At 59.0% G+C, this 24,005-nt stretch carries 23 protein-coding genes, 1 pseudogene and 1 riboswitch; of the genes and pseudogenes, 11 read left to right on the top strand and 13 right to left on the bottom strand.

Translation table 11 applies throughout. The features are described 5' to 3' along the window. The first annotated feature begins 295 nt into the window (after positions 1 to 295). Together E4O97_RS11865 and E4O97_RS11860 are read left to right on the top strand one after the other, a co-directional pair. Positions 296 to 961 carry a polysaccharide lyase family 7 protein gene (locus tag E4O97_RS11865; protein WP_216090415.1) on the top strand — a complete coding sequence of 222 codons (666 nt, stop codon included), beginning with the start codon at positions 296 to 298 and terminating at the stop codon, positions 959 to 961. A 492-nt stretch (positions 962 to 1,453) separates the two neighbouring features. Beyond that, on the top strand, positions 1,454 to 1,747 hold the full coding sequence (locus E4O97_RS11860; protein WP_216090416.1) for a fructose-bisphosphate aldolase: 294 nt from the start codon (positions 1,454 to 1,456) through the stop codon (positions 1,745 to 1,747). Positions 1,748 to 1,851: 104 nt separating this feature from the next. Here E4O97_RS11860 and E4O97_RS11855 read toward each other — a convergent pair whose 3' ends face one another. Further along, positions 1,852 to 2,412, bottom strand: coding sequence for a DUF3757 domain-containing protein (locus E4O97_RS11855; protein ID WP_248161394.1), 561 nt, complete (start codon positions 2,410 to 2,412; stop codon positions 1,852 to 1,854). A 94-nt stretch (positions 2,413 to 2,506) separates the two neighbouring features. Here E4O97_RS11855 and E4O97_RS11850 point away from each other — a divergent pair, with 94 nt between their 5' ends. After that, complete coding sequence (locus E4O97_RS11850) at positions 2,507 to 2,782, top strand: hypothetical protein (RefSeq protein WP_216090417.1); 276 nt, start codon at positions 2,507 to 2,509, stop codon at positions 2,780 to 2,782. 136 nt (positions 2,783 to 2,918) lie between these two features. Here E4O97_RS11850 and fba read toward each other — a convergent pair whose 3' ends face one another. The 6 genes from fba to tkt all read right to left on the bottom strand — a co-directional run bounded on the left by fba (position 2,919) and on the right by tkt (position 9,135). After that, positions 2,919 to 3,983, bottom strand: a complete 1,065-nt coding sequence (gene fba / locus E4O97_RS11845; RefSeq protein WP_003177554.1) for a class II fructose-bisphosphate aldolase — start codon at positions 3,981 to 3,983, stop codon at positions 2,919 to 2,921. A gap of 124 nt (positions 3,984 to 4,107) precedes the next feature. After that, entirely contained in the window at positions 4,108 to 4,443 is a 336-nt protein-coding gene (locus tag E4O97_RS11840; RefSeq protein WP_248161393.1) for an MliC family protein, read from the bottom strand. A 60-nt stretch (positions 4,444 to 4,503) separates the two neighbouring features. Beyond that, a complete protein-coding gene (locus E4O97_RS11835) occupies positions 4,504 to 4,731 on the bottom strand; it encodes a hypothetical protein (RefSeq protein WP_248161392.1) in 228 nt (75 codons plus the stop codon). 31 nt (positions 4,732 to 4,762) lie between these two features. Next, a complete protein-coding gene (locus E4O97_RS11830; protein ID WP_032879003.1) occupies positions 4,763 to 5,926 on the bottom strand; it encodes a phosphoglycerate kinase in 1,164 nt (387 codons plus the stop codon). Between the two features lie 17 nt (positions 5,927 to 5,943). Beyond that, positions 5,944 to 6,999, bottom strand: coding sequence for an erythrose-4-phosphate dehydrogenase (epd, locus tag E4O97_RS11825; protein ID WP_248161391.1), 1,056 nt, complete (start codon positions 6,997 to 6,999; stop codon positions 5,944 to 5,946). 138 nt (positions 7,000 to 7,137) lie between these two features. After that, the gene (tkt, locus tag E4O97_RS11820) at positions 7,138 to 9,135 is read right to left on the bottom strand and encodes a transketolase (protein ID WP_005792201.1); all 1,998 of its coding nucleotides are present in this window, start codon (positions 9,133 to 9,135) and stop codon (positions 7,138 to 7,140) included. A gap of 260 nt (positions 9,136 to 9,395) precedes the next feature. Between tkt and E4O97_RS11815 the strand changes: the two genes are divergently transcribed. The 4 genes from E4O97_RS11815 to E4O97_RS11800 all read left to right on the top strand — a co-directional run bounded on the left by E4O97_RS11815 (position 9,396) and on the right by E4O97_RS11800 (position 13,813). Then, a complete protein-coding gene (locus tag E4O97_RS11815; RefSeq protein WP_078822538.1) occupies positions 9,396 to 10,391 on the top strand; it encodes a metalloregulator ArsR/SmtB family transcription factor in 996 nt (331 codons plus the stop codon). 19 nt (positions 10,392 to 10,410) lie between these two features. Next, positions 10,411 to 11,601: a methionine adenosyltransferase gene (metK, locus tag E4O97_RS11810; protein ID WP_032878996.1), complete on the top strand. Its 1,191-nt coding sequence runs from the start codon at positions 10,411 to 10,413 to the stop codon at positions 11,599 to 11,601. 110 nt (positions 11,602 to 11,711) lie between these two features. Continuing rightward, positions 11,712 to 13,376 (top strand): NAD-dependent DNA ligase LigB, encoded by a 1,665-nt coding sequence (gene ligB, locus E4O97_RS11805; protein ID WP_248161389.1) that lies wholly within the window; start codon positions 11,712 to 11,714, stop codon positions 13,374 to 13,376. Between the two features lie 41 nt (positions 13,377 to 13,417). Then, on the top strand, positions 13,418 to 13,813 hold the full coding sequence (locus E4O97_RS11800; protein ID WP_078822540.1) for a DUF1090 domain-containing protein: 396 nt from the start codon (positions 13,418 to 13,420) through the stop codon (positions 13,811 to 13,813). 6 nt (positions 13,814 to 13,819) lie between these two features. On the opposite strand, the gene E4O97_RS11795 is transcribed toward E4O97_RS11800, so the two are convergent. Further along, positions 13,820 to 14,269, bottom strand: a complete 450-nt coding sequence (locus E4O97_RS11795) for a cytochrome c (RefSeq protein ID WP_032878990.1) — start codon at positions 14,267 to 14,269, stop codon at positions 13,820 to 13,822. Positions 14,270 to 14,397: 128 nt separating this feature from the next. Between E4O97_RS11795 and E4O97_RS11790 the strand changes: the two genes are divergently transcribed. Next, complete coding sequence (locus tag E4O97_RS11790; RefSeq protein WP_248161388.1) at positions 14,398 to 15,591, top strand: MltA domain-containing protein; 1,194 nt, start codon at positions 14,398 to 14,400, stop codon at positions 15,589 to 15,591. Between the two features lie 80 nt (positions 15,592 to 15,671). Here the strand turns inward: E4O97_RS11790 and E4O97_RS11785 are convergent, their stop codons facing one another. Together E4O97_RS11785 and E4O97_RS11780 are read right to left on the bottom strand one after the other, a co-directional pair. Continuing rightward, a complete protein-coding gene (locus E4O97_RS11785; protein ID WP_032878985.1) occupies positions 15,672 to 16,058 on the bottom strand; it encodes an MAPEG family protein in 387 nt (128 codons plus the stop codon). A 31-nt stretch (positions 16,059 to 16,089) separates the two neighbouring features. Next, positions 16,090 to 16,425, bottom strand: a pseudogene (locus E4O97_RS11780) (EamA family transporter); the annotation flags it as partial. 125 nt (positions 16,426 to 16,550) lie between these two features. Here E4O97_RS11780 and E4O97_RS11775 point away from each other — a divergent pair. Next, positions 16,551 to 17,810 carry a sodium:proton antiporter gene (locus E4O97_RS11775; protein ID WP_248161387.1) on the top strand — a complete coding sequence of 420 codons (1,260 nt, stop codon included), beginning with the start codon at positions 16,551 to 16,553 and terminating at the stop codon, positions 17,808 to 17,810. On the opposite strand, the gene E4O97_RS11770 is transcribed toward E4O97_RS11775, so the two are convergent. The 3 genes from E4O97_RS11770 to E4O97_RS11760 all read right to left on the bottom strand — a co-directional run bounded on the left by E4O97_RS11770 (position 17,804) and on the right by E4O97_RS11760 (position 21,187). Continuing rightward, positions 17,804 to 18,691 (bottom strand): formate/nitrite transporter family protein, encoded by an 888-nt coding sequence (locus E4O97_RS11770; protein WP_005792214.1) that lies wholly within the window; start codon positions 18,689 to 18,691, stop codon positions 17,804 to 17,806. The two genes, E4O97_RS11775 and E4O97_RS11770, sit on opposite strands and share 7 nt — an antisense overlap. A 71-nt stretch (positions 18,692 to 18,762) precedes the next feature. Further along, on the bottom strand, positions 18,763 to 20,682 hold the full coding sequence (locus E4O97_RS11765; protein ID WP_078822543.1) for a patatin-like phospholipase family protein: 1,920 nt from the start codon (positions 20,680 to 20,682) through the stop codon (positions 18,763 to 18,765). Positions 20,683 to 20,782: 100 nt separating this feature from the next. Further along, on the bottom strand, positions 20,783 to 21,187 hold the full coding sequence (locus E4O97_RS11760; RefSeq protein ID WP_032878978.1) for a hotdog domain-containing protein: 405 nt from the start codon (positions 21,185 to 21,187) through the stop codon (positions 20,783 to 20,785). 198 nt (positions 21,188 to 21,385) lie between these two features. Next, positions 21,386 to 21,492, top strand: a riboswitch (S-adenosyl-L-homocysteine riboswitch). A 21-nt stretch (positions 21,493 to 21,513) separates the two neighbouring features. Between E4O97_RS11760 and ahcY the strand changes: the two genes are divergently transcribed. After that, positions 21,514 to 22,923 (top strand): adenosylhomocysteinase, encoded by a 1,410-nt coding sequence (gene ahcY, locus E4O97_RS11755; protein WP_005792218.1) that lies wholly within the window; start codon positions 21,514 to 21,516, stop codon positions 22,921 to 22,923. Positions 22,924 to 23,102: 179 nt separating this feature from the next. Further along, positions 23,103 to 23,948 (top strand): methylenetetrahydrofolate reductase [NAD(P)H], encoded by an 846-nt coding sequence (metF, locus tag E4O97_RS11750; protein ID WP_005792219.1) that lies wholly within the window; start codon positions 23,103 to 23,105, stop codon positions 23,946 to 23,948. Positions 23,949 to 24,005: the final 57 nt, after the last annotated feature.

Below are 24,005 nucleotides of genomic sequence, written 5' to 3'. Positions count from 1 at the left end.
TGGGGAGCTGCACCGGTCAGTTCTGTTACCAAACCCGGATAAATACTGAGGGCTCACTCTAGCCTCGGTTCCAAAAAAGCAGAAGTGACGTGGATGCCCTCATTGAAACAAAAGCCAGGAAGCCGACTAACGGTAAGGCCCTGCAGCCCGCGGCTCATGGGCAACATGGCTTTTTGGCATTCCTCTGACGCCAATTAATTGCCAGCGATTGTTTAACAATTGCACCAGCACCGCCTATAAAGAACCGGTAAGGCCTCTGGGCCAACGTTTTCACCCTCTGTAAAAGGCCAACACCATGATCGACCTCTCCACCTGGAACCTGAGCATTCCGGTCGGCTCCCCGCCCACGACCATCGACACCCCAAGGCTGCTGAGTGGCTTCAACGATCAATACTTCCAGGCCGAAGGCAGCGATGTGCAGTTCTGGACCCCCGTGACCGGCACCCGCACCGAAAACGCCATTTACCCACGCAGCGAACTGCGCGAAACCTACGCCGACGGGCGCCTGCGCAACTGGACCTACCCCGAGGCCGACAACTTCCTGCGCGCCACCCTCACGGTCAACCAGGTACCCACCTCCGGCAAAGTCGTCATCGGCCAGATCCACGCCTATGACAGCCAGAAACCACTGATCAAGCTGGAGTACCAGTTCAAGGAGAAACTCCAGACCGGCAACATCGTCGCCAAGGTGCGCATGCGCCCGGATGAGGCCGAGAGCCAGGTCATCATCGTCGCCTCCAACGTGCCACTGGAGAAGAGCTTCACCTACGTTATCAATCTCAATAAAGCCGGGCTGCTCAGCGTGTACGCGGCCGACAGCGAGTGGAATGAACGCATTGGCGCTGCCTGGGGCGACAAGCCGTTGTACTTCAAGGCGGGGGTGTATGTGCAGGACAACAGTGGGGACAGCAAGGAAGGCGCGCGGGTGACGTTTGCGAAGTTGGATATTGATCACGAGTGAATGGATTAGCCTATTTCGAGTAGGCAACGTCCGACAAGCCCAAGGATCATTCCCCGATAAATCCAGACGATTAAACTCCCTGTGGGAGGGGGCTTGCTCCCGATAGCGGTGTGTCAGCTCAAATAGCTGTGACTGACCCACCGCAATCGGGAGCAAGCCCCCTCCCACATTTGGCCTGTTTGGCCTGAGGGCCTGGTGTTCGTCCTACAGGACCGTTGCGGTCAGCCAACTCGCCGCTTATAGTTCGCCCCGTCGCTGGCGTTGATCAGCGATAGGGTTTCGCAGCCCTAACGATACGTGTGTAACCAAGCATCATGAATACAACGATGAGCGCTTCGGCGCCCGTCGTCTGTTTTATGGTGGCTGTGTGTGGGAGACCTCCGGGTCTGCCGGGTTCCTCGTATCCTCGGTCTGCGAACCCGCGCACAGCTACCACCCACTTCGTTTCGCAGCGAATGGCGGTAGTCCTTTTCAGATACGAGGATATTTGCCATGACCCAACAGCTTCCACCCCGCCGTTTCACCCCCTGCACCGAAACCGCCACCGACTACCCCGTGCTTCTCATCGACAGCGACGCCCCACTGCTCGACCTCCACGCCTGCCTGCGCGAACGCCTCAACGCGGCCATTGAACACCTCAACCTGATGGCCTGTTCCAGCCTGCCGGATTTCACAGAACGCGACCTGAACAACATCGCCAATACCGCACGCATTTTGGTTCAGGACGTGAGCGACGTGTTCCGGGTGATTGAACAGCAAGGGTTCGATACACCCAGCGCCGTCTAATCAAACTCCAGCAAAAAACCCGCACTCCTGCGGGTTTTTCATAAAGTGGACTTAATTAGATTTGTGCCGTCAGGTCAGCCCCAGCACCTGATGGCTTCGCCTTTCTACTGAGGAGGCAATGTCAATTTCGCAGGGCCCTTTGAGTTCATTAGCTCAAAAGTACAGTCTGTGACAGTGTTATTTTTACATTCCTTGTGCTCGTTCCAAGCACTGCCTTTAGCCACTGGAGGCAAGGTAAAACGCTTGGACAGCCTTAAATAGTCGCTCTTGCCTTTTCCCACGTAATCGCAGGTCACATAGTTATAAGGCAACTTCGTCTCGCTGTCTGTTCCCTGCTTGATCGCCGCGCCTGAAAAGCTGAACCCCTCAACCATCGAGCTATCCTCGACAAGCTGCTCACCACTCCACTCCTGCACCCCGCCTGAGAAGTGAATACTCACTGCCTTAATACTTGAGACGTCTGGACAAGACAGCGGGGCTGCATAGGCATTACCCATCAGCGCTAATCCCCCAATAGCAGTAAAGCATTGAAGCGTTTTTAATAAATGCACCTGTGACATAGCCTGTATTCCCTTATTGGAGTAATCCTCTGCAGCATGCGCAAATTCATTAACGAAAAATACTGTCAACATTGATAGCTTTAAATAAATATTAGGAATAAACATAGCAATTTAAATAGCTAAATAATTATTCTCTCAGAGCACCAAATAAACAATCGAGATTGGCCGAACACACATGTCCAGCCTACTTTAATTTATCATGGCTGCCTATATTGATAGCGCCAAAGGCGGAGCCGCTCAAATTGCGGTTTCAGGGAGGGGCACGCCTGGTTATCGGGTTTACTTGCATCAAGCCGGCACGGGAGCGCTTCTAGGAAGCGGGCTTGTTGGCTCAAACGGCACGTACTCCTTTACCACCCAAGAAGCGATTCTGAAAAACTACAGCAAACAAACCATTAACGTACAAGTAAGAGAGACTAAGGACAATAGCACCTATTCGGACTGGAGCCTCACCAGTCCCGTGACGATCTCTTAACTCGCCAAACTCAAATTAGAAGTTATCGGCATAGATGCTGGATACAGTTAACCTTTTAAGGTCATGTTGAATTATTAAGACAATAAATATAAATAAAAAACCCGCATTGCTGCGGGTTTTTTATAAACGCCCGGACTTAATTGACCTTAGCGTTCAACTCACCCTTCAAATACCGCTGGTACATCGCTTCCAACGAGATCGGCTTGATCTTCGAAGCATTACCCGCAGTACCAAACGCTTCGTAGCGAGCAATACACACGTCGCGCATTGCGGTCACGGTGGCACCGAAGAATTTACGTGGGTCGAACTCGCTCGGGTTGGTGGCCATCAGGCGACGCATTGCGCCAGTGGAGGCCAGGCGCAGGTCGGTGTCGATGTTGACCTTGCGCACGCCGTACTTGATGCCTTCGACGATTTCTTCAACCGGTACGCCGTAGGTTTCTTTGATGTCGCCGCCGTACTGGTTGATGATCGCCAGCCACTCTTGCGGGACCGAGGAAGAGCCGTGCATCACCAGGTGGGTGTTGGGGATGCGCTTGTGGATTTCCTTGATGCGGTCGATAGCCAGCACGTCGCCGGTAGGTGGCTTGGTGAACTTGTAGGCGCCGTGGCTGGTGCCGATGGCGATGGCCAAGGCGTCGACCTGGGTCTTCTTGACGAAGTCGGCCGCTTCTTCCGGGTCGGTCAGCATCTGGCTGTGATCCAGCACGCCTTCGGCGCCGATGCCGTCTTCTTCGCCGGCCATGCCGGTTTCAAGCGAGCCCAGGCAGCCCAGCTCGCCTTCGACCGACACGCCGCAGGCATGAGCCATGGCCACAGTTTGTTGGGTGACGCGTACGTTGTACTCGTAGTCGGTTGGGGTCTTGCCGTCTTCGCCGAGGGAGCCATCCATCATCACCGAGCTGAAGCCCAGCTGGATGGAGCGCTGGCACACGTCAGGGCTGGTGCCGTGGTCCTGGTGCATGCACACCGGGATATGTGGGAATTCTTCGATGGCCGCAAGGATCAGGTGACGCAGGAACGGGGCACCGGCGTATTTGCGCGCACCGGCCGAAGCCTGGACGATCACAGGGGAGTCGGTCTTGTCAGCGGCTTCCATGATGGCGCGCATCTGCTCAAGGTTGTTGACGTTAAAGGCTGGGACGCCGTAGCCGAACTCGGCTGCGTGGTCCAGCATTTGACGCATGCTGATAAGTGCCATTGTGTTGTCTCTCCCGGTCGAGGGTCGTTAATCGTGCAAGCCTGCCGTAGCGGCGGCTGCTATTCAAGTTATTGCAGATCAAGGGGTTGAGCCTTGTACTGCTGAATCGTTATTGCTGTTGGGTTCAGTTGGCTTTGCAGCCGCGCCCAATCAAATCATCGGTGGCAACCCAGTACACCAGACCTTCCTCACCTTTGGTGTGAAACGCCAACTGGCCGTCGCTATACAGCACGCCGGAGGCGGCTACCTCTTGCTTGAGACGGTAAACCTGGTCCGAACCGCCGAGGCGTACATCCACTTCGGAACGGGCCTGGTTGGCGAAGCGCCAGTTGAGCTCGGCCTTGCTGTCGCAGGTCCAGGTGGTCCACTTGTCGACAGGCTCTGCGGCCTTGCTGAACATGTTCATGCTGCTGCAACCGGCCAACAGGGCCAGGGCTGCCAGGGCGAAAACGCCTTTCATTGCCAATCCTCGCAGGGCGACCTGGGGCCGCCGTTGCTGTTGGTTAGTGGATCAGACCCGTCAAGGGCAACCCTGTTCCTGACCGTTGGGCGCGGAGTCGTATTTCTCCAGCCGTTCGTTGCCGATGCGCTTGTTGATCACCGGCATGGTCTCGGCTTGCCAGTCAGCCTGGTAACAGCTTTTTCTCAACGGTGCCTTGGCGTTATCCGCCTCGGGCGCCGCGCTGGGTGTGCCGCTGCAGCCGGCCAACAAGCCCGCTGCGATCACCAGTGCCAACGACTTGATCATGGGAACACTCCTTTTCCTGATCACGCGAGCCTTAGCCCTTGGCTCGGGTTTCCAGCACTTCCACGGCTGGCAAAACCTTGCCCTCGACGAATTCGAGGAAGGCGCCGCCACCGGTAGAAATGTAGGAGATCTGATCAGCAACGCCATATTTATCGATGGCCGCCAAGGTGTCACCGCCGCCGGCGATGGAGAAGGCCGAGCTTTCAGCAATAGCTTTGGCCAGCACTTTGGTGCCGTTGCCGAACTGGTCGAACTCGAACACGCCTACCGGGCCATTCCACAGGATAGTCTGGGATGCCTTGAGCAGTTCGGCGAAGTTGGCCGCAGTTTGCGGGCCGATGTCCAGGATCATGTCGTCAGCGGCCACGTCAGCGATGAGCTTGACGGTGGCTTCGGCGCTTTCAGCGAACTCTTTGGCAACGACCACGTCCACCGGCAATGGCACGCTGACTTTGGCGGCGATGGCGCGGGCGGTGTCCAGCAGGTCCGGCTCATACAGGGATTTGCCCACCGGGTGGCCGGCTGCGGCCAGGAAGGTGTTGGCGATGCCGCCGCCGACGATCAACTGGTTGCAGATCTGGCTGAGGCTATTGAGTACATCCAGCTTGGTGGAGACCTTGGAGCCGGCAACGATGGCCGCCATTGGCTGGGCCGGAGCGCCCAGGGCCTTGCCCAACGCATCCAGCTCAGCAGCCAGCAGTGGGCCGGCAGCGGCAACCTTGGCGAACTTGGCCACACCGTGGGTCGAACCTTCAGCGCGGTGAGCAGTGCCGAAAGCGTCCATCACGAACACATCGCACAAGGCGGCATATTGCTGGGCCAGTTCGTCGCTGTTCTTTTTCTCGCCCTTGTTGAAGCGCACGTTTTCGAACAGCACGATATCGCCGGCCTTCACATCTACGCCGCCCAGGTAATCCGCGACCAACGGAACGTCACGGCCCAGGGCCTTGCTCAGGTACTCGGCGACAGGCTTGAGGCTGTTTTCGGCAGAGAACTCACCTTCGGTCGGGCGACCCAGGTGGGAGCAGACCATCACGGCCGCGCCTTTTTCCAGGGCCAGCTTGATGGTCGGCAGCGAGGCCAGGATTCGCGCATCGCTGGTGACAACACCGTCCTTGACTGGGACGTTGAGGTCTTCGCGGATCAGTACGCGTTTACCTTGCAGATCGAGGTCGGTCATCTTCAACACGGTCATGGGTCGCAGTTCCTGAATTACTGTTGAGGTTGTTTAGAGGCGATGTGCAGATAATGTTCCGCAACATCCAGCATTCGGTTGGCAAAACCCCATTCGTTGTCGAACCAGGCCAGGATATTCACCAGCCTGGGGCCGGAAACGCGAGTCTGGCTGGCATCGACAATCGCCGAATGCGGGTCATGGTTGAAATCGCAACTGGCGTGGGGCAACTCGGTGTAGGCCAGCAGGCCTTTGAGCGGGCCGCTGGTGGCGGCGTCACGCAGTATCCGGTTGACCTCCGTCGCATCAGTGTCGCTGACGGTTTGCATGGTGATATCCAGGCAAGACACATTCACCGTCGGCACCCGTACGGCTTTGGCCTGGATTCGCCCGGCAAGTTCCGGCAACAGCCGCTCGATGCCGCGAGCTAAGCCTGTGGACACCGGAATCACTGACTGGAACGCCGAACGCGTGCGGCGCAGGTCTTCGTGGTGATAGGCGTCGATCACCGGCTGGTCGTTCATCGCCGAGTGAATCGTGGTGATCGACACATAATCCAGGCCGATCGCCTGATCCAGCAGGCGCAACAATGGCACGCTGCAGTTGGTGGTACACGAAGCGTTGGACACCAGCAGCTCATCTCCGGTCAGGCAATCCTGGTTGATGCCATAGACAATGGTGGCGTCGACATCCGCCTCGCTGGCCATCGGCTGTGAAAACAGCACACGCGGCGCACCGGCGTCGAGAAAACGCCGGCCATCGGCACGGGTGTTATAGACACCGGAGCATTCCAGCACCAGGTCGACGCCCAGTGCTTTCCAGTCGATGCCTTCGGGGGTGGCACTGCGCAACACTTGTACGCAGTTGCCATTGATATGCAGACAATCGCCGTCGACTCGCACTTCGCCGGGAAAGCGCCCGTGGGTGGAGTCAAAGCGTGTCAGGTATTCGATGCTGGCCATGTCGGCCAGATCGTTGATTGCAACAATTTCAAACCCGGCTGCCGCCCCTCGCTCGAACAGAGCACGCAAGACGCAACGACCAATGCGGCCGTAGCCGTTGAGTGCAACTTTGTAGGGACGCGGTTGGGGCATGGGGTTCTCGATCAAGGTTAGTTCGGTGTTGAATGTTCTGACGCCATCGCGGGCAAGCCCACTCCCACATTAGACCGCGATCCAAATGTGGGAGCGGGCTTGCCCGCGATAGCGCCAGTGCAGACAACGCAGACTGACTTAGTCTTCCAGCAACTCTTCAGCCTGACCCAGGATGTTTTCCAGGGTGAAACCGAACTCTTCGAACAACGCTGGCGCCGGCGCCGACTCACCATAGGTGGTCATGCCGATCACGCGGCCTTCCAGGCCCACGTACTTGTACCAGTAGTCAGCGTGAGCCGCTTCGATGGCGATACGCGCGCTGACCTGCAACGGCAACACCGATTGCTTGTAGCCGGCGTCCTGGGCTTCGAACACGCTGGTGCATGGCATGGATACAACGCGAACGTTGCGGCCCTGCGCGGTCAGCTTGTCGTAGGCCTGAACGGTCAGGCCCACTTCGGAACCGGTGGAGATCAGGATCAGCTCCGGCTCGCCGATGCAGTCCTTGAGCACATAACCACCACGGCTGATGTCGGCGATCTGCGCGTCGGTACGCACCTGGTGTTGCAGGTTCTGGCGCGAGAAGATCAGCGCCGATGGGCCGTCCTTGCGCTCGATGGCGTGCTTCCAGGCCACGGCGGATTCGACCGCGTCGGCTGGGCGCCAGCAGTCCAGGTTCGGCGTGGTCCGCAGGCTGGTCAGTTGCTCGACCGGCTGGTGCGTCGGGCCGTCTTCACCCAGGCCGATGGAGTCGTGGGTGTACACATGGATCACACGCTTCTTCATCAGTGCGGCCATGCGCACGGCGTTACGGGCGTATTCCATGAACATCAGGAAGGTCGCGCCGTATGGCACCAGGCCGCCGTGCAGGGACACGCCGTTCATGATGGCGCTCATGCCGAACTCGCGCACGCCGTAGTACATGTAGTTGCCGCTGGCATCTTCTGCCGAGACACCTTTGCAGCCTTTCCACAGGGTCAGGTTGGAACCGGCCAGGTCGGCCGAACCGCCGAGGATCTCAGGCAGCAGCGGGCCAAAGGCGTTCAGGGTGTTCTGGCTGGCTTTACGGCTGGCGATGGTCTCGCCCTTGGCCGCGACTTCGGCGATGTAGGCCGAGGCTTTTGCCGAGAAGTCGGCAGGCAGGTCACCGGCCAGACGGCGTACCAGCTCGTTGGCCAGTTCCGGGAATTCGGCGGAGTAGGCAGCGAAACGCTGGTCCCATTCGGCTTCGGTGGCCAGGCCTTTTTCCTTGGCGTCCCATTCGGCATAGATGTCGGCCGGGATTTCAAACGGGCCGTGGTTCCACTTCAGCGCTTCACGGGTCAGGGCGATTTCCGCGTCACCCAGTGGGGCGCCGTGGCAGTCTTCTTTACCTTGCTTGTTCGGCGAGCCGAAACCGATGGTGGTCTTGCAGCAGATCAGGGTTGGCTGCGCGCTCTTGCGAGCGGTGTCGATGGCGATCTTGATTTCTTCCGGATCGTGGCCGTCGACGTTGCGGATCACCTGCCAGTTGTAGGCTTCGAAACGCTTGGGGGTGTCGTCGGTGAACCAGCCTTCGACTTCGCCGTCGATGGAAATGCCGTTGTCATCGTAGAAGGCAATCAGCTTGCCCAGGCCAAGGGTGCCGGCCAGGGAGGCGACTTCGTGGGAGATGCCTTCCATCATGCAGCCATCACCCAGGAACACATAGGTGTGGTGGTCGACGATGTCGTGGCCAGGGCGGTTGAATTGCGCGCCCAGAACTTTTTCAGCCAGCGCGAAGCCGACAGCGTTGGCCAGGCCCTGACCCAGGGGACCGGTAGTGGTCTCCACGCCTGGGGTGTAGCCGAATTCCGGGTGGCCGGGGGTGCGGCTGTGCAGCTGGCGGAAGCTCTTGAGGTCGTCGATGGTGACGTCGTAGCCGGTCAGGTGCAGCAGCGAGTAGATCAGCATCGAGCCGTGGCCGTTGGACAGCACGAAGCGGTCACGGTCGGCGAACGACGGGTTGCTCGGGTTGTGTTTCAGGTAGTCACGCCAAAGTACCTCGGCGATATCCGCCATGCCCATCGGGGCACCGGGATGGCCGCTGTTGGCTTTTTGCACGGCATCCATGCTGAGGGCACGAATGGCGTTGGCACGCTCACGACGGCTGGGCATCGCTGATCTCCTGGAGTTTACTTATAAAGAAACGGAAAAAAGGACCGGCATTTTCCCTCAGCCACCGCCTGCGGGCAATGACAGATAGTCACTTGAGGGTGTTTTTCCTGTGGTTTGGACGGCAATAGGTTGCAGAAACCTTTAACTGGTTCGTCTAAAGGTTATAGCGGCGGCTTATAACCGCCACTTATCGATCAATATCAAAACTTTTTGATATTGACCTTGCAGGGATTTACACCCGTCACTAGACTGCTGGCCTTATGAACCTACCCGTGCCCTCCCTGCGTCCTGACGACGGCGATGAACTGGCAGCCCTTTGCAAGGCTGCAGGTGATCCGTTGCGCCTGAACGTATTGCGCGCACTGGCCAACGATTCGTTCGGGGTGCTGGAACTGGCGCAGATCTTCGCCATCGGCCAATCCGGCATGAGCCACCACTTGAAGGTGCTGGCCCAGGCCGACCTGGTCGCCACGCGCCGCGAAGGTAATGCGATTTTTTACCGCCGCGCCCTGCCCCATACCGAACAGCTGGGCGGCAAACTGCACGCCGCCTTGCTTGAGGAAGTGGATAACCTGGGCCTGCCGAGCGACGTACAGTCGCGCATCGGCCAGGTCCACGGGCAACGCGCCGCCGCCAGCCAGGACTTTTTCTCCCGGGTTGCCGACAAGTTTCGCGCCCAGCAGGACCTGATCGCCGGCTTGCCCCAATACCGCGAAAGCGTACTGGCGCTGTTGGACAAGCTGAGCTTCAGTACTGAGGCAACGGCCGTGGAAGTCGGCCCTGGCGATGGCGGCTTTCTGCCGGACCTGGCACGGCGTTTCGGGCAGGTGACGGCGCTGGACAACAGCCCGGCAATGCTTGAACTGGCGCGCCAACTCTGTGAACGCGAAGCCCTGGGCAATGTGCGCCTGCAGTTGGCTGACGCCTTGAATGACACCAACCTGCGGGCCGATTGCGTGGTGCTGAACATGGTCTTGCACCATTTCGCCGCCCCCGCCGACGCCCTCAAGCAAATGGCCGGGTTACTGCACCCCGGCGGTAGCCTGCTGGTTACGGATTTATGCAGCCACAACCAGAATTGGGCCAAGGAGGCCTGCGGTGATCTCTGGCTGGGTTTTGAACAGGACGATCTGGCCCGTTGGGCCACCGCTGCGGGACTCGTTCCCGGGGAAAGCCTCTATGTAGGTTTACGTAATGGTTTCCAGATTCAGGTCCGCCATTTTCAGCGGCCGGCTGGCGACACTCACCATCGGTAAATATCAGGAAAACATCGAGATGAGCGAATACTCCCTTTTCACCTCCGAGTCCGTGTCTGAAGGGCATCCGGACAAAATCGCCGACCAGATTTCTGACGCGGTGCTGGACGCTATCATCGCTGAAGACAAGTTCGCCCGTGTGGCGTGCGAGACGCTGGTGAAAACGGGCGTGGCGATCATCGCCGGCGAAGTCACCACTACAGCCTGGGTCGACCTGGAGCAGATCGTTCGTGACGTGATCACCGACATTGGCTACAACAGCTCCGACGTCGGCTTCGACGGCGCGACCTGCGGCGTGATGAACATCATCGGCAAGCAATCGCCTGACATCAACCAGGGTGTAGACCGTGCCAAGCCTGAAGACCAGGGCGCCGGCGACCAGGGCCTGATGTTCGGCTACGCCAGCAATGAAACCGACGTGCTGATGCCGGCGCCGATCACCTTCTCGCACCAGTTGGTGCAACGCCAGGCCGAAGCACGTAAATCCGGAGTATTGCCTTGGCTGCGCCCGGACGCCAAGTCCCAGGTGACCTGCCGTTACGAAGGCGGCAAAGTCGTGGGTATCGACGCCGTTGTGCTGTCGACCCAGCACAACCCGGACGTGTCCTACGCCGACCTACGCGAAGGCGTGATGGAGCTGATCGTCAAGCACGTGCTGCCTGCCGAGTTGCTGACCAAGGACACCCAGTTCCACATCAACCCGACCGGACAGTTCATCATCGGCGGCCCCGTGGGCGACTGCGGCCTGACCGGTCGCAAGATCATCGTCGACAGCTACGGCGGCATGGCCCGTCACGGCGGTGGCGCGTTCTCGGGTAAAGACCCGTCCAAGGTTGACCGTTCGGCCGCTTATGCCGGTCGTTACGTGGCCAAGAACATCGTGGCTGCCGGCCTGGCCGAGCGCTGCGAAATTCAGGTTTCCTACGCCATTGGCGTGGCGCAGCCTACGTCGATCTCGCTGAACACCTTCGGCACCGGCAAGATCAGCGACGAGAAAATCGTCAAGCTGGTGCGTGAAATCTTCGACCTGCGCCCCTACGCAATCACCACCATGCTCGACCTGCTGCACCCGATGTATCAGGAAACCGCAGCCTACGGCCACTTCGGCCGTACCCCTGCGCAGAAGACTGTTGGCGATGACACCTTCAGCACCTTCACCTGGGAAAAAACCGACCGCGCCAACGACCTGCGTATCGCTGCAGGCCTGTAAGCGTTCGCGCTGTATACAGAAACACCCGGTAAAAAGCCCCGAGCAATCGGGGCTTTTTTGTGGGCGCCTGGATGACTTAGGCTGGGCTCCCTTTTCGAGCAAGGATGCTCATGATGCATATGTTCATGGCTTTTTTTCTCAGTGTTTTATCCAGCTGGACGTGGGCAGAAACGTGCCCCGATCACGCTCACCTGCAACTCGACAGCTTGGCCAGGCAGATCAGCCAGTGGGACGACAGTTACCACCGCCAGGGCCAATCCCCCATCAGTGACGAACTCTACGACCAGGCCCGCCAGCGCCTGGCGCAATGGCGTGAATGCACACGCCAAGCCACGCCGAAAGCGGACAACCCGCTGGCCAGTTCACGCGGCACGTTACGGCACCCAGTCGCGCACACCGGCCTGGAAAAGCTGCCGGACGAACCGGCAGTCAAGGAGTGGCTCAGCACCCGCCAGGATGTATGGATCCAACCCAAGGTCGATGGGGTGGCGGTGACGCTCGTCTATCGCGAGGGCCGCTTGCAGCAACTCATCAGCCGAGGCGATGGCGTGCTGGGCCACGATTGGTCGGCCTCGGCCGCCAGGATCCCCGGTATCGTCCAACAGCTGCCAGACGCGATTGATGTGGTGCTGCAAGGCGAACTTTACTGGCGCCTTGATCACCATGTGCAAGCGATAAACGGTGGGCTCAATGCGCGCAGCAAAGTGGCCGGCCTGATGAACCGGCGACAATTGAGCGACGCTGAGGCGGCAGGCATCGGCTTGTTCGTCTGGGCCTGGCCTGACGGTCCGGTGGACTTCACCGAGCGCCTGGCCACCCTGACGCGCTGGGGCTTCAGCGATACACAGCGTTATAGCCACCCCATTGAGCACATCAGCGATGCCACTCATTGGCGCACGCATTGGTACAACGCACCGCTGCCCTTCGCCAGCGATGGCGTGGTGCTGCACCAGGCTGCACGGGCACCCGCCGAGCGCTGGCAAGCCAGTGCGCCTTATTGGATGGTCGCCTGGAAGTACCCAGCCATCAAAGCCCTGGCACTGGTGCGCAAGGTGCAATTCAGGGTCGGTCGCACCGGGCGCATCACCCCCATCCTCGAACTGGAACCCGTGTGGCTGGATGATCGGCAGATCAGCCGGGTCAGCGCCGGCTCCCTGAAACGCTGGCAAGCCCTGGATATCCGCCCCGGCGACCATGTGTCGATCAGCCTGGCGGGCCAGGTCATTCCCCGACTGGACGAGGTGATCCTGCGCAACGAAACCCGTGTGGACATGCAGCTACCCAACCCTCGCGATTTTCACGCCCTGAGTTGCTGGCAAATGGAGCCCGGCTGCGAAGATCAATTACTCGCCCGCCTCACCTGGCTGAGCGGCAAACAGGGCCTGGCCTTGCCACATATGGGCCGTGAAACCTGGAACATATTGATCCAGGCCGGTCTAATCGCAGGCTTTCTCGATTGGTTAACCCTGGATGCGGCGCAGCTTGCTACCATTGAGGGCTTCGGTGATCGCACTCGTGAGCGAGTGCTCGACAGTTTTAACAACGCCCGGCAACGCCCTTTTTCACAATGGCTCAAGGCCTTGGGCGTACCGCCAGCGGCGCGCAACAACCTGGAGGGCGACTGGCAGACGCTGGCCGCCAAAGACACCCAAGCCTGGCTGGCCTCAGACGGCATCGGCCCGGGTCGTGCAGCGCAACTGAGCGCGTTTTTTCGCGACCCGCAGGTGCAAGCCTTGGCTGAAACATTACGCGAGGCCGGGATAGATGGGTTTTGAACGCCACCCGGCCACCTGATTGCGACCTTGGAGCTTTATAGATGAAATTTCTCGCCCCCTTTGCCTTGCTGACCCTCGCAAGTTTCACAACCATGCCACTGCTGGCCGCCGAAGAAGCGCAGCCGCTCACCGGCTGCGCCGCCAAGCGCCAGGCCATCAGCACCCAGATCGAACAAGCCAAGGCCCACGGTAACAGCGCCCAACAGGCCGGCCTGGAAAAAGCCCTGAGCGAAGTCACCGCCAACTGCACCGACGCCTCCTTGAAAAAAGAACGTGAAAACAAGGTGCTCGACGCCAAGCACGAAGTCTCCCGCCGTCAGGCCGACCTCGACAAGGCCATGAAAAAAGGCGATCCGGACAAGATCAACAAGCGTAAGGACAAACTGGCCGAGTCGCGCAAAGAACTACAGGACGCGGTGGAAGAACTCGACCAGTAAAAACGATCAGTGATCGCGGAACTGTTTATGGCAGGCGCTACAGGCGTCTTCGACTTTTTGCACCGCTGGCTGAAGGTTACTGGCCTTGTAGGGTTGCACTTGGCTGGCGATCACCAATTCACCGGTGGCCGCCTCAAGGTCGCGGGCCAGTTGCTGGAACTGCGCCTGTTTCTGCCACACGTCGTCCCTGGCGCTCGTGTGATCTTCTTCGCGCACGCTTGGGAAGTGCTTCCACGGCTCATGGGACAACGCATCCAGCTTGACCGCGCCTTCTGCAAACCTGGCACCGTCGAACGGGATACGCCCGCGCAACATCCCGCCCAGGTCTTCGCCGGTCTTGAGCATCTGCTTGAAGATCGCCTTGCGTTGGCCCAGTGGGGAATTGGGGTCAACACCGCCACAGGCGGACAAGGCCAGGCAGGCCAGCAGTACAACGGTCAGTTTTTTTAGAATCATGATGGCTTCAGGTCACGGGAAACGGCGGCCAGTATCCTCGCCCCGCCCGCAAAGACCAATAGCCCTATTAATAATAAGGGTTGCCCGAATGCGATGAAGCATGGGTAATCGCTTCAGGAAATGCTTACATGAATATCACCGCGAAACCCTGGAGCCGCCGACTCGCGTGGGCTCTGCCAATGATCGCACTGCTGGCCGGCTGCGATGCAGGTAAAGATGCCGGCAAAGAGGTCGCCAAAGAAGAAGCCAAACCCCATGCGGTCGCCACCTATGTGAGCGCACCTTGGGAAGCCTTGCCGGTGGTCTCCGACAGCGATTTGCTGGCCGGTTTTGAATCCTGGCGCAGCGCCTGCCAGCGCCTCAAAGCCGACCCGATATGGGGCACCACCTGCGCGGCAGCGGCCAGCGTACCGGGCGATGCCGTGGCGGTTCGCGGCTTTCTCAAGGAACACCTCGATGTCTTCGGCTTGCGTTCGGCCAACAACACACCCAATGGTTTGATCACCGGTTATTACGAGCCGGTCTACCCCGGCAGCCTGACCAAAACCGCTACCGCCCATGTGCCGGTCTACGGCGTGCCGGATGACTTGATTATCGTCAACCTCGAAAGCATCTACCCGGAGCTTAAAGGCAAGCGCCTGCGTGGACGCCTGGAAGGTCGGGTACTCAAGCCTTATGACGACGCCAGCACGGTCAACAGCCAGGGCTCCACTGCCAAGCCGATCGCCTGGCTGACCGACCCAATGGACCTGCAATTCCTGCAAATCCAGGGCTCAGGGCGTATCCAACTGGCGGGAGGGCGCCAGCTGCGCGTAGGTTACGGCGACCAGAACGGCTACCCGTACCGCCCAATCGGCCGTTGGCTGGTAGAGCAAGGCGAGCTGAAAAAAGAAGAGGTGACCATGGGCGCCATCAGCGCCTGGGCCAAGGCACATCCGCAGCGCATTCCCGAACTGCTGGCGAGCAACCCCAGCTACGTATTCTTCAGCGCACGCCCCGACAGTAACGAAGGCCCACGCGGTTCGCTGAACGTGCCATTGACCGCCGGCTACAGCGTGGCAGTGGACCGCAAGGTCATCCCGCTGGGTAGCCTATTGTGGTTGTCGACCACCAAACCCGATGGTTCATCGATCACCAGACCTGTCGCGGCCCAGGACACCGGCGGCGCAATCACCGGCGAAGTACGGGCAGACTTGTTCTGGGGCACAGGTGATGCGGCGGGAGAGCTGGCAGGAAATATGAAACAACAAGGGCAAATCTGGATGCTGTGGCCCAAAGGCGCGGCGCTGCCGCAAGTACCGGATGCACCCGCCGGCACCTGACAGACGCTGATAATGAAATGTGGGAGGGGCGGTGCGACGATTCGCCTTGCCCCTCTCCCACAAAGGATTTGCATCAGGCGTTAGATCGAGACAAAGAAGAAACTCGCAATCAACGCCATTCCCACGGCCCACACCAGCGAACGCAAAATCGCCCAATCGGCCAGGTAGCAAATGATGTACAGCAGGCGGCTGGTGATAAACAGCACCGCCAGCACGTTGATCGTCACCAGTTCGGCGTTGCCGGCCATGTGCGCAATGACCACCGCCGCGGCAAACGCCGGGGTCACTTCAAAGCTGTTGAGTTGCGCATTGTTGGCGCGCTTGGCGACGCCCTCAACGGTATCGAGGAAAGCACGCGGGTCGTGGTTGTGCCGAGCTCCGAACTTGCCCGTGCTGAACTTGGCGACACCCGTGCATAGATAGGGCAGAAAAATTGCGATCAACACACACCAGAAAGCGACTGTCATCACTCATTCCTTTTTTGGATTTATCCGACGGTTAGAGTTTCATCACGAACATGCCGATCAGCACCAACCCACAAGCTATGAGCCGTGGCCGGCCAAAAGGTTCTTTCAAGTAACACATGCCGAACAGCACCACCAGGATCACGCTGACTTCCCGCAACGCCACCGCCTCGGCAATCGAGTCCAACTGCATGGCCCAAAGCACCAAAGCGTAGCTCAACAACACGCACAATCCCACGCTCAGGCCCAACCGCCATTGAGTGCGCCAGAACAGGCTGAAGGCCGCACGCTTGCGCACCAGCGCCAGCAACGGAAATGGCCAGGCACTGATCAATGTCAGCCACACCAGGTAATCCAGCGGGTGCGACCAGCACCAGGGCTGTCGCTACCACCAGAACCTCCTCAATTGATTCGTGATGTAACTTCACCTGTTTATACTAAACGCCACCTCGGCGCCCCCCATGCGCCTACATTTCCCTGCTCCAAGGACCCCGGATGCTCGAACTTGTCGCCGCCTTCATTTGCCTCACCACCCTGCTCACCTATGTGAACTACCGCTTTATCGGCCTGCCGCCGACCATCGGTGTAATGGTCACTGCGCTGCTTTTTTCCCTGATCCTGCAGGGCCTGAGCTTTATCGGCTATCCCGGCCTGGAGGAGCGCATCCAGCAACTGATCGGCCAGATCGACTTCGGCGACTTGCTGATGAACTGGATGCTCTCGTTCCTGCTGTTCGCTGGCGCCTTGCACGTCAACTTGAACGACTTGCGCAGTTACCGCTGGCCCATCGGCCTGCTGGCCACCTTTGGCGTGTTGATCGCCACCGTGGTGATCGGCAGCCTGGCCTATTACATCTTCGCCCTGTTCGGCTGGCACGTGAGCTTCCTCTACTGCCTGCTGTTCGGCGCGCTGATTTCGCCTACAGACCCGATTGCGGTGCTCGGCGTGCTGCGTACCGCCAATGCGTCGAAACCACTGAAGACCACCATTGTCGGCGAGTCGCTGTTCAATGATGGCACCGCCGTGGTGGTGTTTACCGTGCTGTTGGGTATCGCGCAGTTGGGCGAGACGCCCACCGCGGGCGCCACTGCCCTGCTGTTTGCCCACGAGGCCATAGGCGGCGTGCTATTCGGCGGGCTGACCGGCTACCTCGTGTACCTGATGATCAAGAGTATCGAACAGCACCAGATCGAAGTGATGCTGACCCTTGCTCTGGTGATCGGCGGTTCGGCCATGGCTTCGCAACTGCACGTGTCCGCACCGATTGCAATGGTGGTCGCGGGGCTGATCATCGGCAACCTGGGACGCAACCTGGCGATGAACGACATGACGCGTCGCTACCTGGATGGTTTCTGGGAACTGCTTGATGACATGCTCAACGCCTTGCTGTTTGCGCTGATCGGCATGGAATTGCTGCTGTTGCCATTCAACTGGCTGCACGTATTCGCGGCCAGTTTGCTCGCCGTGGCGATCCTGCTCTCGCGCCTGTTGACGGTGGCCCCGGCGATCTTGCTGCTGCGGCGCTGGCGCACGGTGCCGCGCGGCACTATCCGCATCCTGACCTGGGGTGGTTTGCGTGGCGGTGTCTCGGTGGCCTTGGCCTTGGCGCTGCCCTTGGGTCCGGAGCGCGACTTGTTGCTGAGCATCACCTACATCGTGGTGCTGTCATCGATCCTGTTGCAGGGGTTGAGCATCGGCAAGCTGGTCAAACACGTGACCCGGGGCGAACCCCAGGCCACGCCTGAACATCACTGATCTTTTCTAGTCGGCTGCGGATGCCGAGGGTCCGCAGCAGCTTTGCCTGGCAGGCTGCTCTCACTGCGAATCTGCGCATGGCTGATCAGGGCGAAGATAAAACTGCCGCCGATGATATTGCCCGCCAGGGTCGGTCCGGCAAACACCAGCCAGAAATCCTTCCACGGCAGCTCGCCGGCAAACACCAGGTATGACACTTCCGCCGAACCAACGACGATATGCGTGAAGTCGCCCAGGGCCATCAGGTATGTGATCAGGATAATGATCCACATCTTTGCGCTTTCCATTGATGGGATCATCCACACCATGGTGGCGATCATCCAGCCGGAAACGATGCCCTTGGCAAACATCTGGCCAGAATCGTTCTCCATGATCTTGCGTCCGATTTCAAGAAAGGCCAGGTCGGTCTTGGTATCGAAAATCGGTAAATGCAACATCACGTAAGCCACCAGCAAAGTGCCGCACAGATTACCTACCAGCACGACTGTCCATAGTCGTAGCAGACGTGCAGCATTGCCCAGAGTGGGCTTGCTCATGACCGGCAGCACCGCGGTCAGGGTGTTTTCGGTGAACAGTTGCTGGCGTGCGAGGATCACCGCCAGAAACCCCGCGCAATAGCCAAAACTGGCTATCACCTTGAAGCCCTCGGCGTCCGGCAGGCGTGAATTGAGCAAACCCATCGCCATCAACGACAGGCCCATGGTGAGTCCGGCGGCCAGTGCCGACCACCATAAGGCGGCGACACTGCGCTCCAGCTCCTGGTCACCCTGGGTACGGATGATTTCGTGAAGAACCGCCGCACGGGGCGGCTGGTTCTTGTCGACGTCCTGCTGCTCTTCCTGCGACAGGTTGGGGGTCTTGCCGTCTGCTTGAGTGGCCATGATGTACCAAAGTCCGAGGGGTGCCTGAAGCTACGACATGCCGCGACGATGGCTGTTCAATGGCCCGGCAATTAAACCGGAATGCGCCACGCCTTGGCCTGTTCCACGGTGGTGGAACTCACGGGTTTGCTCCAAGGTTTATTGCGCGCTTGATAGTATTTGATGATGCCATCGAGCACGCTATTGAAGTCTTGTGGCGTCTTCGCCTCTTTCAAGTCACGCACCGCACGTTGCAGCAGCTCAACGTTGGATGCCGGCTGACCAGGACGGTACAGCGATGGGTAGATGACCTCCCGCGTAAAGTTTTCAGCTTTCACCCCGATATCCCGACTTTGCATCTCGGCGACCGCACTGCTCAATACCTTGGACATACTTGGCACACTGCCCGATTTTTGCTTGGCGCCCACCTGTAAAAGCTGCTGGAAATTGCGCTGGCCCGGCGTATTCAGACGTTTGCCCAACCACTCGATGTGCTCGGGCCTGCTGGCGAGAGAGTCCAGGTTGCGTAAGGCCGTAGCAATCTTCGGAGTAATCTTCAGGGACGTGTCGGATTGGTTGGCTTCGGTAATTGCACTGTCCAACGCCTCCAACGCCTGTTTCGCCTCATCGCGAAACCGCAGTGCGTCTGCGCTGGCGGGGTCCTTGCGCAATTCACCCTGCACGCTGGCAAGCATTTGATCATCCATCGCCAACACAGCATCGTCCAGGGAGGCGAACTCATGGCGCTCACGTGTCAGTTCACGCTTTTGCAGGTGGCTCGACACCGATTGGCGAGCCTGGGCCTGCAAATGCTGTTTCTGTTCAAGCGTCATGGTGAAGTTGACGGTGCCGTTGAGCAGGCCGCGAAAATCGCCTTTGTTCGAGTTCAACGGCAATGTCACCGTTTGATCCGAGAACGCCTTGAGCCGGTCATCTTGGTAGGTTTCAGCCGCGGTATGCGGCGTGCCTGTGAACTTGTCAGCCAAATGGCTGAAAAAACCACCGCTCTGGCGCGGTGGTGAGCTCTGCTCGGATTCGAACTTGACGATCAGCGATTCGTCCTTGCCCAAAGGGCTCTCCGGAAACGAACGTTCAATGACACCGGGGGCAGGGGTATTGAGGAGCAGCCCTCCGTCTTGAAACGCCGTAACCTCTGCATCCGCCTGAAACCCATGGCCCTGTTCGGACGGGCTCTTGAACAGGCCCGGCAACGCCCCCGAAATAAGCGCAGCACGGGCGATGTCCATATCTGGCGTCAGGCTGGCATTGAACACCACCAACTGTGGACGACCGTCGAACATGCCTGTGCCCGTGATGTTCAGTTGCTTGATCGCCGGAATATGGCGGCTCAACACCTCCAGGTCGCGAAAGGTGGGCCCGGCTCCGGCTTTGAGCCGGTCGGCGATTTGCGTGACTTCAGGCGGGCGGTCCGCCTTGGGCATACGCTCGATATGGGCAAGAATCGATTGACGTGACTGGTTGCGAATCAATTCTTCCAGGGGCTGCCCCTCGGTTTGCAGGCGCGGCAGCAGGGTCAGCAGCAGTTGCGAAATATTGCCGCCCGGGCCAGGTAGATTGCCCGCAAGCTTGCCAAGTTTGGAACTGGCATCCTGCAGCCAGGCCAGGATCGGATCTTTGCTATTGAGCAGGCTGGGCAAGTCGAGGCTGTTCGACAACTGCGTGAACGCCTTCGCGTCCATGCCACTGGCGAGTAACGCTGCAGAAATCGCACCGGCAGACGAGCCCGACACCACCTTGACGCCTTTGAGTTTGTCGGCGTCTTCAAGCGCCTGCACCATCCCGGGAAAGGCAATGCCCTTGGCGCCACCGCCACTGAGCACCAAGTGAGCGGGCGGCGGCGGTGACAGCACCACCTCGACGCGGCCATCGCTATGCCGATAAATACTCAGGTTGCGCTCGCCCACGCCCTTGACCAAAGGCGTCTTCACGTCCTGGCTGAAGGTTTGAGACGAAAGAGGCTTATTTTCTACAACAGAACTGGAGACTTTCATACATGAGGCTCTCTCTACAGGGTGTAGGCCTGAGTGATGAGAGAGCCTCGGAAGGATCCACACGGAATGATTTGGTAACGCAAATCACGTCGCGCAGGTGTTACTCAGAAAGACCGTCGTCCTGGAACTGGTCCTTCACATACTTGATTTCGGTACGGCCATGGGGCGCCGGCAAACCGTCTTCGCCCAGGTTGACGAAGACCATTTTTTCCACCGTCAGGATACTTTTGCGGGTGATCTTGTTGCGCACTTCACAGGTCAGAGTGATGGAGGTGCGGCCGAACTCAGTGGCGGTGATACCCAGTTCAATGATGTCGCCCTGGCGCGAGGCGCTGACAAAGTTGATTTCGGAGATGTATTTGGTCACCACGCGCTGGTTGCCCAATTGGACAATCGCGTAAATGGCTGCTTCTTCATCGATCCAGCGCAGCAGGCTGCCACCGAACAGGGTGCCGTTGGGGTTGAGGTCTTCGGGTTTTACCCATTTGCGGGTGTGGAAGTTCATGATCACTCCAAAGCGTCTTGCCAAATGATGGGCAACATCATGGCAGAGCCAGGGCCCAAGCTCTATGAGCCATTGCCTATCGCCCCCATGCGCGATCTTCATGCCGCCGACAGAAAGGCTTGGGAAGTGCCACATACACGGCTATAATCGCCTCCGTTTCAAAACGGTCATCTTCGATTGATACCGTTCTCCCGCCACCTGTCCGAGGGGCGCTGCAGCAGGTTCAACCTGTCAGGCTCGGATGGGGCGTTGTCCGGCCTGGTTGCCCTGGCCTGATACTAAACGCACAACGGCGCCCATTCGCACACTACGAATGGAGGCTCTCTATGAGCGCTGTAATGACGCCTGCAGATTTCAACGACTACAAAGTCGCCGACATGTCCCTCGCTGCCTGGGGCCGTCGCGAAACCTTTATCGCCGAATCCGAAATGCCGGCCCTGATGGGCCTGCGTCGCAAGTACGCCGCTGAACAGCCGCTCAAGGGCGCGAAGATTCTGGGCTGCATCCACATGACCATCCAGACCGCCGTACTGATCGAAACCCTGGTTGCCCTGGGTGCCGAAGTGCGTTGGTCCTCGTGCAACATCTTCTCGACTCAGGACCAGGCCGCCGCCGCTATCGCTGCCGCCGGTATCCCGGTATTTGCCTGGAAGGGCGAAACCGAAGAAGAGTACGAGTGGTGCCTGGAGCAAACCATCCTCAAGGATGGCGCGCCATGGGATGCCAACATGATCCTCGACGACGGCGGCGACCTGACCGAACTGCTGCACAAGAAGTACCCGCAGATCCTCGACCGCGTCCACGGCGTGACCGAAGAAACCACCACGGGCGTGCACCGCCTGCTGGATATGCTGGCCAAGGGCGAGCTGAAGATCCCGGCCATCAACGTCAACGACTCGGTGACCAAGAGCAAGAACGACAACAAGTACGGCTGCCGTCACAGCCTGAACGATGCAATCAAGCGTGGCACAGACCACCTGCTGTCGGGCAAGCAAGCCCTGGTGATCGGCTACGGTGACGTGGGCAAGGGTTCGTCCCAGTCCCTGCGTCAGGAAGGCATGATCGTCAAGGTCTCCGAAGTTGACCCGATCTGCGCCATGCAAGCCTGCATGGACGGTTTCGAAGTGGTTTCGCCGTTCATCGACGGTATCAACGACGGTACCGAAGCAAGCATCGACAAGGCCCTGCTGGGCAAGATCGACCTGATCGTCACCACCACCGGTAACGTGAATGTGTGCGATGCGAACATGCTCAAGGCCCTGAAGAAGCGCGCCGTTGTCTGCAACATCGGCCACTTCGACAACGAGATCGACACCGCATTCATGCGCAAGAACTGGGCATGGGAAGAAGTGAAACCGCAGGTGCACAAGGTTCACCGTACCGGCGCCGGCAATTTCGACCCGCAGAACGATGACTACCTGATCCTGCTGGCCGAAGGCCGCCTGGTTAACCTGGGCAACGCCACCGGTCACCCAAGCCGCATCATGGACGGCTCGTTCGCCAACCAGGTACTGGCGCAGATCTTCCTGTTCGAACAGAAGTACGCCGACCTGTCGCCAGCCCAGAAAGCCGAGCGCCTGACCGTTGAAGTACTGCCCAAGAAACTCGACGAAGAAGTGGCCCTGGAAATGGTCCGCGGCTTCGGCGGCGTCGTGACTCAACTGACCAAGACCCAGGCCGACTACATCGGTGTGACGGTTGAGGGCCCGTTCAAGCCGCACGCTTACCGCTACTGATACACCTGCTGCCCACTCTCCCTGTGGGGGAACGGGCTTTAATGTGGGAGGGGGCTTGCTCCCGATGGCGGTGGGTCAGTCAATATATTTATTAACTGACACTCCGCCATCGGGAGCAAGCCCCCTCCCACATCGACGGTGTACACACTCCGCAATTCTGGGTTTCAAAGGGTATTACCATGTCCCAAGACCGTCGCTACAGCTTCGAGTTTTTCCCGACCAAGACCGATGCTGGGCATGAAAAGCTGATGGCCACTGCCAAGGTGCTGGCCAGCTACAACCCCGACTTCTTCTCCTGCACCTACGGCGCCGGCGGTTCGACCCGCGACCGCACGATCAACACCGTGTTGCAGCTGGAAAGCGAAGTCAAAATTCCCGCCGCTCCGCACTTGTCGTGCGTGGGCGACAGCAAGGCCGACCTGCGTGGTCTGCTGACCCAATACAAAGCTGCCGGCATCAAGCGTATCGTCGCCTTGCGTGGCGACCTGCCGTCCGGCATGGGCATGGCCAGCGGTGAGCTGCGCTACGCCAATGACCTGGTGAGTTTCATCCGCGAAGAAAGCGGCGATCACTTCCATATCGAAGTGGCCGCTTACCCGGAGATGCACCCCCAGGCGCGCAATTTCGAAGACGATTTGCAGAACTTCGTGCGCAAGGCCAATGCCGGTGCCAACAGTGCAATCACCCAGTACTTCTTCAACGCCGACAGCTACTTCTACTTCGTCGAGCGTGTACAAGCGATGGGTGTGAATATCCCGATCGTGCCGGGCATCATGCCGATCACCAACTACAGCAAGCTGGCACGTTTCTCCGACGCCTGCGGTGCCGAAATCCCCCGCTGGGTGCGCAAGCAACTGGAAGCCTATGGCGACGACGTCAAAAGCATCCAGGCCTTCGGCGAACAGGTCATCACCGAGATGTGTGAGCAATTGTTGCAGGGTGGTGCGCCAGGGTTGCATTTCTATACCCTGAACCAATCTGAACCCAGTCTTGCTGTCTGGAACAACCTCAAGCTGCCACGCTGAGGTCTGTTCGGTTGTACCAAGGCCCTCAGACGAGGGCCTTTGTCGTTTTACGTGACC

Origin of the sequence: Pseudomonas sp. W15Feb34, assembly GCF_023127765.1 — a bacterium.
GTDB classification, from domain to species: domain Bacteria; phylum Pseudomonadota; class Gammaproteobacteria; order Pseudomonadales; family Pseudomonadaceae; genus Aquipseudomonas; species Aquipseudomonas synxantha_A.
The sequence above is the reverse complement of the archived record's forward strand: the minus strand, read 5'-3'. Positions and strand labels throughout refer to the sequence as shown.

Bases quoted from the DNA above. Each gene is read 5' to 3' on its own strand.
- E4O97_RS11865 (WP_216090415.1), top strand. From the start codon at position 296: ATGATCGACCTCTCCACCTGGAACCTGAGCATTCCGGTCGGCTCCCCG.
- E4O97_RS11860 (WP_216090416.1), top strand. From the start codon at position 1,454: ATGACCCAACAGCTTCCACCCCGCCGTTTCACCCCCTGCACCGAAACC.
- E4O97_RS11855 (WP_248161394.1), bottom strand. From the start codon at position 2,412: ATGTTTATTCCTAATATTTATTTAAAGCTATCAATGTTGACAGTATTT.
- E4O97_RS11850 (WP_216090417.1), top strand. From the start codon at position 2,507: ATGGCTGCCTATATTGATAGCGCCAAAGGCGGAGCCGCTCAAATTGCG.
- fba (WP_003177554.1), bottom strand. From the start codon at position 3,983: ATGGCACTTATCAGCATGCGTCAAATGCTGGACCACGCAGCCGAGTTC.
- E4O97_RS11840 (WP_248161393.1), bottom strand. From the start codon at position 4,443: ATGAAAGGCGTTTTCGCCCTGGCAGCCCTGGCCCTGTTGGCCGGTTGC.
- E4O97_RS11835 (WP_248161392.1), bottom strand. From the start codon at position 4,731: ATGATCAAGTCGTTGGCACTGGTGATCGCAGCGGGCTTGTTGGCCGGC.
- E4O97_RS11830 (WP_032879003.1), bottom strand. From the start codon at position 5,926: ATGACCGTGTTGAAGATGACCGACCTCGATCTGCAAGGTAAACGCGTA.
- epd (WP_248161391.1), bottom strand. From the start codon at position 6,999: ATGCCCCAACCGCGTCCCTACAAAGTTGCACTCAACGGCTACGGCCGC.
- tkt (WP_005792201.1), bottom strand. From the start codon at position 9,135: ATGCCCAGCCGTCGTGAGCGTGCCAACGCCATTCGTGCCCTCAGCATG.
- E4O97_RS11815 (WP_078822538.1), top strand. From the start codon at position 9,396: ATGAACCTACCCGTGCCCTCCCTGCGTCCTGACGACGGCGATGAACTG.
- metK (WP_032878996.1), top strand. From the start codon at position 10,411: ATGAGCGAATACTCCCTTTTCACCTCCGAGTCCGTGTCTGAAGGGCAT.
- ligB (WP_248161389.1), top strand. From the start codon at position 11,712: ATGATGCATATGTTCATGGCTTTTTTTCTCAGTGTTTTATCCAGCTGG.
- E4O97_RS11800 (WP_078822540.1), top strand. From the start codon at position 13,418: ATGAAATTTCTCGCCCCCTTTGCCTTGCTGACCCTCGCAAGTTTCACA.
- E4O97_RS11795 (WP_032878990.1), bottom strand. From the start codon at position 14,269: ATGATTCTAAAAAAACTGACCGTTGTACTGCTGGCCTGCCTGGCCTTG.
- E4O97_RS11790 (WP_248161388.1), top strand. From the start codon at position 14,398: ATGAATATCACCGCGAAACCCTGGAGCCGCCGACTCGCGTGGGCTCTG.
- E4O97_RS11785 (WP_032878985.1), bottom strand. From the start codon at position 16,058: ATGACAGTCGCTTTCTGGTGTGTGTTGATCGCAATTTTTCTGCCCTAT.
- E4O97_RS11775 (WP_248161387.1), top strand. From the start codon at position 16,551: ATGCTCGAACTTGTCGCCGCCTTCATTTGCCTCACCACCCTGCTCACC.
- E4O97_RS11770 (WP_005792214.1), bottom strand. From the start codon at position 18,691: ATGGCCACTCAAGCAGACGGCAAGACCCCCAACCTGTCGCAGGAAGAG.
- E4O97_RS11765 (WP_078822543.1), bottom strand. From the start codon at position 20,682: ATGAAAGTCTCCAGTTCTGTTGTAGAAAATAAGCCTCTTTCGTCTCAA.
- E4O97_RS11760 (WP_032878978.1), bottom strand. From the start codon at position 21,187: ATGAACTTCCACACCCGCAAATGGGTAAAACCCGAAGACCTCAACCCC.
- ahcY (WP_005792218.1), top strand. From the start codon at position 21,514: ATGAGCGCTGTAATGACGCCTGCAGATTTCAACGACTACAAAGTCGCC.
- metF (WP_005792219.1), top strand. From the start codon at position 23,103: ATGTCCCAAGACCGTCGCTACAGCTTCGAGTTTTTCCCGACCAAGACC.